This window comes from Streptomyces sp. ActVer (assembly GCF_027270795.1).
In the GTDB taxonomy this organism is placed as follows: domain Bacteria; phylum Actinomycetota; class Actinomycetes; order Streptomycetales; family Streptomycetaceae; genus Streptomyces; species Streptomyces umbrinus_A.
On record NZ_JAPWHT010000521.1, the window covers coordinates 1 to 6,881 of the forward strand.

Here is a 6,881-nt window from a genome sequence, read left to right on the forward strand (position 1 = left end):
GCAGACGGCGGAGGCTTCGCGCCCGTCCGGCCCGACGTCGGCGGTGCACGCGCGGCGCTGGGGGTGGTTCTGGTGCCGGTCGGCGAGGTCGTTGCGCATGTGGGTGAGGTCGGACTGGATGACGCCGAGCCGGTGGTCGCCGAGGTACTGCAGCCGCTTCGCGGTGTGCGGATCCGGGGCCTGGCCCAGGCCCTGGTAGAAGGCGGCGGTCGCGGTGAGGACGTCGCCCAGCGAGATGAGCACTCCGTCGTGGGAGGCGGTCAGTTCGGTCAGCGCGGCGGCGACCTCGCCGCTCGTGGTGGCTTCACGGATCCGCTCGGCGAGGTCGGCGACCAGCGAGCCGAGTGGCTGGTAGTGCGCCTCGCGCGTCTTAGTGTCGAAGGCGTCATCGGCTTCGACGTGGTAGCGCACAGCGCGCAGCCGGGCCACGGCGCGAGTGGCGAGACGTTCCTCCTCGGCTATGTCGAGACCGATGGGCAGGCGGTGATAGGTCTCGTGGAGGCGGACGACGGGGACAAAGCCGGTGCGTTGAAGGATGCTGTGGGCTTCCGGATCGCCGCCGCGGGCGAGGACTTCTCCGGAGTGCGCGTCGCGCCCCAGGGTCAGGAAGCGATCGGCAAAGGCCAAGAAGCTGTTCTTTCTGTCGGGTCAGTGGGTCAGCCGGGTGCCGGGCGTGGGAGGCGCGGCGGTCATCCGGGTCGAGAGGGGCACCGGCCGTGCGGTAGCGGGCAGGGCGGCGGCGGTCGCGTCGAGATCCTGCTGGACGCCGTACAAGCGGCGGGCGATCAGCTCCAGTTGGTGTCCTGCGGCCGGGCCGTAGGCATGCGGGAGGCGATCGAGACGGTGGGCTGTGTGCTCGACGAGGCCGCGCACGGTCGCGAGCGGACCAGTGTTCTCGTCGGCGAGCTGGCGCAGCAGCCCGGCGAGTTGAGTGGTGGCGTCGGCAGCGCCTGGTGAAGCGCCGTTGCCCGCCGCGGTGGAGCGCTCCGAGAAGCGGGCGGTCTGCCCAGGATCAGGGCCGAGGAGGGGAGAACGGAGGTCCAGCTCGGCCTCGATACGTCGGCACTCGGCTGCCAGAAGCGGAAACAGCCGGTGCGGCTGCGTGGTCCAGGTGTCGTCCGGGCGGATGAGGTTGGCGAGCAGGTCGAGGCGGCCGGGCTGTGCCTGGACGGCGATCCAGCGGCAGCCGTGGTCGTCCCCCGGCCGCTGGATGCCGGCGATGCGGGCGATCCGGTGGGCGATCTCGGACCACTCGGGGCCGGTGAGGTCGCGGTCGCAGGCGTCCAGGCGCACATCCGCGTGCCAGATGGCCCGTCGGTCGTCCTGCGCACAGACCGCGAAGGGGTGCTGCCAGCTGGGGTCGTCCAGGTGCTCGGCCCACTCGGCGGACGTCCAGGACTTCTGCTCGTCGTCGAGCGTGCAATAGTCCAGCCCCGGCCAGTGGGCGACCACCGTGTGCTCGGTCAGGCCCTCTTGGTCGCTGACCGAGCGGCCGAGGGCTTCGGCAAACGGCCCGCTGGGGCTAATGTCGCGTGGATGGATACGGATGATCATTGGGAGGTGGGCTTTCGGCGCCTACGGGCGAGTTGGGTCAGGTCGTGCGCGGCGGTGATCAGGGTGTGCTCGCGCACCATGTTGGAGTGGACGGCCAGGTTGCCCGGCGGCAGGAGTTCCAGGGCGCGCTCGATGGCCGTGCGCGCCTGGCGGTACTGGCCCAGCGCGCGCAGCGCCGAAGCCTTGCGGAACTGCGCGATCGGGATCGTCTCCACCGCCCTCGGGCAGCCGGTCCACGAGGGCGAGCAGCGCGTCCGCGCGGCCGGGAAGCAGACCGCCCAGCCACACTCCGTGCAGCAGGACCTGCAGTCTTGGGGTGATCCGATGCGGTGGCGAGGACCTGTTCCATCACGGCCAGGCCATCCGAGCGGGACTGGCCCAGGCGCGCGAAGGCGTACAGCGCCCAGCTGTACGGGTCCGCATTCAGCACGCTCAACGGCACCTGGTTCAGGAGGGATTCGATTGAGCGGCACCGGAAGTCGTAGCGCAGGGCGCTCAGGTAGAGGTGCCGGTACGCCCGACAGATGACCGGGCCGGGGCCGGGGTCGGTGACGTGCTCAGGGTCGAGAAGTACCAGCGCACTGTTCCCGGCGGCGCGGGCTTGCCAGGCGACGTCAGCGCACACCTCGGCTGACTCCTGCCACGTCGCGTCCAGATCACGCAGGGCCTCGGCCAGGCGCATTGGCCACTGGGTACCGGCGACCGTCTCGATGGCGATCGAAGCCACGCGAGCCAGGGCCGCGTTGCGCTCGGGGCTGGGGGTCATCGCCCGCCTCGGGCGTCGGCGACGTGCACCACCTGATTGAGGTGGTTGACCGAGTACCAGCCGCAGTCGACGTCCTGTTCGGCGCCGGCCAGGCGTGGGACGAGGTAAGTGCGCAGCGCCTGCTGGTAGATGAGGCAGTCCGGGCAGCGGCTGGAGAGATGGACGAGGTAGCGCGGGTGAGCGGTGAGGTACGTGCGCTCGCCGCCGGCCGGGTCGTACAGCCGCCACCCGTCCTCGTCGGTCGGCGTGTGCCACGAGGGCGTGACGACCTTGTAGGCGTCTCCCCACAGCTCACTGCCGGAGGTGCCCTTGAGGATGACGACCTGGTCGCCGGGCCGGAAGTGCTGGTGGGTGATGTCCCGTTCGGGGGTGACGACGTCACCTGGGGCATGCGGATGGCGGAAAACGGCATCGGGCACAGCAGGGGTTCCTTCCACAATCACGCGCAGGGGAGGCGGTGGGAGGAACAAGGATCCGGACGATCCCCGGTTTCGGTAACCGGTGATCGTCGGGTATAAGACCCTGTGTCTACCGGAACGGATTCTCGGTTCCGGTGTCGTCGCTGGTGGCGGCATCCAGGAGTTCGGGCAGGTCAGTGCCCTCGGCGTCGCGCTGATCGATCCACCACCCAACGCGGGTGACGGTGCGGATCGTGTCCTCCAGGGCAGCCCAGTCGGCCTCGTCCCAGCTGCCTTCGGTCACCAGCGCGCTGTACGCAGTCGTGACGAGCTGGTGGCGGGAGCGCTCACCCCAGGCGAGAGCCTTCTCGGGTCCTTCGAGCGTCGGCATGTCGAACCTCTCGGCCCACTCGGTGGCGGCCTGCTGTTCCTCCGCCCGCCTGGCGGCCAGCCACTCCTCCTTGCCGGCGCCGTCCTCGTCGCGGGCGGCCTTCCAGCAGTCGGTGCAGTCGCGTCCCTCCAGCCAGCGGGCGAATCCGGCCCGCCGGTCGGCGGGGCGGTTGGAAAGATCATGCGAGATTTCGTGTCCACAGCTGTGGACGATGTTCCACGTCGTTCGGACGGCCATATGAGGGCGAATCTCCTTATTGTCAGGGGTGGTTCGGTGTGTTCCGGGCGTTCGGCGCGACCTGGGCGGGGTGCTAGCACCCCGGGCAGTGGCCTCGGCAAGGCGGCAGTGGTGGACGGTCAGCGGGTCCGCCCGGTGGCGGCAGCGGGCGCGGGCGGTTTCGGCGGCGTGCTGGTCGAGACGGTGGGGCGGGAAGGTCCCTGGGACGACGCGACGGTGGCGCTGCGGACCACCGCGACCAGGGCCTCGCCGGACTCGAGCCACACCGCCATGGCCTCATCGGTGCCGCCCGGTTCGAGCCCGCTTCCGGCGTCGTCGCTGGACTGCGTCACGGAGGCGAGGAGGGTCTCGAAGCGGTCGAGAACCTTCGCATCCTGCGCGGCCAGGGGCTTGGCGCCGTCGCGACGACTTGCCGCGATCAGGTAGGGCGCGTGGGTGAGGAAACGCTCCAATGCGGCGTCCAGGTCCGCGGGGTACGGGTAAGGCACGGTGCCGGGCTCGACGTCGTCCCGCAACCAGTTCAGGTCTCCCTGCACTTCGCGCAGCCGCGCGAGGTTCACCAGCTGCTCGAATTCCGGCAGGAGGCGTGAACGCACCTCTGCAGCGACTGCATGGGCGGTGGGGGCGGCGACAGTGCGTGGCCCTGCGCCGATCACGTGGAGGTGGTCAGGGGCGGGAAGCAGGGCGGCGACCAGGTACTGGCCATCCCACGGGCGTTCGGCCAGGAGGAGTTCGGTGCCGCCGCCGTCGCGGAGGATCGCCGCACCTGAGTTGCGGTACTTCACAAGCGGGGACAGCATGGGGTCGGCCTCCCACACCCAGTCCAGCAGGTGGGTGGGGATGTTGCCGTCCGGGTAGTGCTCGATGTCCACCTCCCACGGACCGGGAAGGCCCTCGGCGACGACATACGCGATGTCGCCGAGATAGGGACGCTCACTGGTGATGACCTTGGTCTGGCAGTCGCGGGCCGTCTGGTGGAGCTGGGTGAGCGCCTCGCGTGCTTGGGAGTGGTTGTCGAGGCCCAGCCGGTGGACCTCGTCCTGGTGCCGGGTGAATCCCGTCAGTTCCAGGGCGGTGGTGGCCCACCGGTGCCGCTCCCCGCTGGGGAGCGCGACGATCGTGTTGCCGGCGGCGAGGTGCAGGGTGATCTCGGCGGAGGAAGTCAGGGCAGCGGGCTTTCGTTTTGGGACGCCGGGTCAGCGCCGTGGCCGCCGCGGGGTGCCGGCGGGCGAGGGCTGCGCGGTCATCGCGGTCTTCGTGCGGCGTAGCGTCGGCGGTGCGGAGGCTGCGGCCGGAGTGGGGCACAGGTCAGGGTCGAGGTCGACGCTGTAGCGGGCGGCGGTAAGCATCTCCGCAGCCCAGGTGGCGTGTTCGTTCTCCCAGGTGCGGCCCAGGTCGAACGGCAACCGGATCCACACGCCGCGCAGCGTGGGATAGGTGTCGAATCCGGCACGGGCCAGGACGCTCGCGGCGAAGGCATCGACCGGGCCGTCGACTTCGACTTCGCCGCCCAGGCCGCGGGTGATGCGGATCGCTTCGTCGCTCATCGGCTCCGCCCCTTTCCGGCTGTCTGTGCTCGGTCGCCCACGGGCATGGCGGCGGTCTGCGGCACAAACTCAGGGAGGGTGGCTGTCGGGGCGGTGAGCCTTTGCGGGGAGCGGGTGGCCGCTGCCTGCGCGATGGGGTTGCGTCGCTCCATCAGCTTGTTGCGCACGGCCGGTTGCGGTGGGCCGGCGGTGAGGGCGGGGTCGAGGGGGTAGTCGGCCTGCACCTCGTAGCCGTGTCGGCGAAGGTCGAGGACGGCCTGGCGGGTCCGGCGGACCCCATCCTGCTGGGGGTGGGTGAGCCGGTACAAGCCCGGGGTCTCGGGGACCGGCTCGAACTGTTCACGGACCAGGAACCAGTCGGCCAGGTGCGCGGGGATGTTCGCGGTGGCGGCGGCCACGAAGCCGTGGTCGGGATGGGCGCCGAGGCGGAAGTGGTCAGACAGAGGCGAATCCTTTCTTTGAGCGGTCGGGGACTGTCCTGGTCGGGGTCGTTGGGCGCATGGTTCTTCAGGTGGTATCGGGGAGCGGGCGCGAAACGGGGCGCCTCAGCTACGCGGCGGAGGAGGCGGAATCGCGGAGAGCGCGCGCTGCGGCGTGCAGGCTGGCTCCGAACTGGTGGGCGAAGACCCGCGCCTTTCCCTCCAACTCGTCGTAGGAGTCCTGCGCGGTCATCTGCGCGGCGTGCTTGCGGTACCGGTATACCGGAACGGGCAGCAGGATTCCCGGGGCGAGGCAGGTGATCGCGAGAGCGCAGTAATCCTCGCCCTGTACGAGACCGCCCATGGGGGCCGCGCGCACCAGGTCGGTTCGGGCCAGGAGGGTGGTCGGGCCGAGCGGGATGGTGTCGGCCGGGTCCTTCCAGTACCGCCATACGTCCCCGGCCTCATGCCGGCCGGGCGGCGTCGGGCACCGCCACAGGGTCGTGGACCCGTCCGCGTGCAGGTCCTGGCTGTATCCGGCACACCAGCCCACCCCGGTCTCCTCCAGCGTGCGTAGCCGCAGCGCCATGGCCCAGTCGGTGAACTCGTCATCGTCGTCAGCCCATTGGACATACTCGGTGCGCACTTCGTTGAGGGCGAAGTTGCGGGCGCAGGCCGCGCCGACCGGGCGCGGCAGGGCGAGGGTGCGGATGCGGGGGTCGGCGGCGAGCGCGGCGGGCAGCCGGGTGGGGTCGGCGCCGTCGAGGGCGACGACGGCCTCCCATGGGACGCTCTGGCGGCACAGGCTCGCGTGCATGGCGGTGAGGAACGCCAGTCGCTCCGGGCGGAGTTGGGTGGCGATGACCACGGTGATCTTAGGGTGAGGGTGCGGCGACAGGGGCTTCTCCGGGCGGGCTTCGGTGGGGACGGTGCGGGCTGCCGGGGCTATCGGCGGGCGGCCTTGCGGGGTGTCGGCGCCGATGCAGGAGCAGTGGTGGACAGGCGCGGGGCGGTACGTGGCGGCACGACCGGCTCCGGAGAATCCGGGTTCCATGCACCGGGATCGGCGACGATGCGGCTGCGCGGGTCGGTGTCCCACTCGACGACAGGTCCGCGGTCGTACGCCAGCAGGCCGATCACTTCGATGCCGTGCGGGTGGAGGACGTATCCCCAGTTCAGGCGGGACGCCGTCCGCTCCGTGTAGATCAGAGGCGGCACGGTCGGCCGGGCCGGGTATCGGTTGCCGGGCCGGTCGCGGCCGGCGGCGAGGCGGTCGCGCAGGGCGTCGGGCGCTTGGTCGAGGAGGTCGGTGCCGAGGGAGGACCAGCCTTCCGGCGCGTCTTCGATGAGGTACGCGGCCAGTGCCTCGGTGTCGCCGGCGAACCGGTGCTGGTGCGCGGTGAGCAGCAGCGGCAGGTGATGGCTGGGGTAGCCGTCCCAGTGGACGTACGTCCCGGCGTAGCCGGTGACGGTGGGGCGGGCGATGACAGAACGAGTGGACAGAGAATCTTCCTGTCGACGGGGCGGGTCAGCGGGAGGGGCGGCGTGCGGGCGCGGCCGGTGGCGCGG

The 6,881-nt window shown here is 70.9% G+C and carries 10 protein-coding genes; all 10 read right to left on the reverse strand.

The window, feature by feature from the left end; translation table 11 throughout:
- The coding region (locus O3Q52_RS46125; protein WP_269654462.1) for a hypothetical protein at window positions 1-627 on the reverse strand (627 nt) is incomplete at its 3' end.
- 21 nt (window positions 628-648) lie between these two features.
- The gene (locus O3Q52_RS46130) at window positions 649-1,554 is read right to left on the reverse strand and encodes a hypothetical protein (protein ID WP_266586566.1); all 906 of its coding nucleotides are present in this window, start codon (window positions 1,552-1,554) and stop codon (window positions 649-651) included.
- Complete coding sequence (locus tag O3Q52_RS46135) at window positions 1,551-1,769, reverse strand: tetratricopeptide repeat protein (protein WP_266586567.1); 219 nt, start codon at window positions 1,767-1,769, stop codon at window positions 1,551-1,553. Before O3Q52_RS46135 ends, O3Q52_RS46130 begins: the two co-directional genes overlap by 4 nt.
- A 547-nt stretch (window positions 1,770-2,316) precedes the next feature.
- Entirely contained in the window at window positions 2,317-2,739 is a 423-nt protein-coding gene (locus tag O3Q52_RS46140) for a hypothetical protein (RefSeq protein WP_266586569.1), read from the reverse strand.
- 109 nt (window positions 2,740-2,848) lie between these two features.
- Window positions 2,849-3,346 (reverse strand): hypothetical protein, encoded by a 498-nt coding sequence (locus tag O3Q52_RS46145; protein ID WP_269654463.1) that lies wholly within the window; start codon window positions 3,344-3,346, stop codon window positions 2,849-2,851.
- A gap of 119 nt (window positions 3,347-3,465) precedes the next feature.
- Window positions 3,466-4,218, reverse strand: a complete 753-nt coding sequence (locus O3Q52_RS46150) for a hypothetical protein (RefSeq protein ID WP_269654464.1) — start codon at window positions 4,216-4,218, stop codon at window positions 3,466-3,468.
- 324 nt (window positions 4,219-4,542) lie between these two features.
- Complete coding sequence (locus tag O3Q52_RS46155) at window positions 4,543-4,893, reverse strand: hypothetical protein (protein ID WP_266586575.1); 351 nt, start codon at window positions 4,891-4,893, stop codon at window positions 4,543-4,545.
- Window positions 4,890-5,291 carry a hypothetical protein gene (locus tag O3Q52_RS46160; RefSeq protein WP_266586576.1) on the reverse strand — a complete coding sequence of 134 codons (402 nt, stop codon included), beginning with the start codon at window positions 5,289-5,291 and terminating at the stop codon, window positions 4,890-4,892. The genes O3Q52_RS46155 and O3Q52_RS46160 overlap by 4 nt, the downstream gene beginning before the upstream one ends.
- 151 nt (window positions 5,292-5,442) lie before the next feature.
- Window positions 5,443-6,180 carry a glycosyltransferase gene (locus tag O3Q52_RS46165; protein WP_266586577.1) on the reverse strand — a complete coding sequence of 246 codons (738 nt, stop codon included), beginning with the start codon at window positions 6,178-6,180 and terminating at the stop codon, window positions 5,443-5,445.
- Window positions 6,181-6,257: 77 nt separating this feature from the next.
- The coding region (locus O3Q52_RS46170; protein WP_332113008.1) for a hypothetical protein at window positions 6,258-6,881 on the reverse strand (624 nt) is incomplete at its 5' end.

What these genes read in the sequence shown, in the direction of transcription:
- O3Q52_RS46155 (WP_266586575.1), bottom strand. Translation starts at nt 4,893, where the DNA reads ATGAGCGACGAAGCGATCCGCATCACCCGCGGCCTGGGCGGCGAAGTC.
- O3Q52_RS46130 (WP_266586566.1), bottom strand. Translation starts at nt 1,554, where the DNA reads ATGATCATCCGTATCCATCCACGCGACATTAGCCCCAGCGGGCCGTTT.
- O3Q52_RS46145 (WP_269654463.1), bottom strand. Translation starts at nt 3,346, where the DNA reads ATGGCCGTCCGAACGACGTGGAACATCGTCCACAGCTGTGGACACGAA.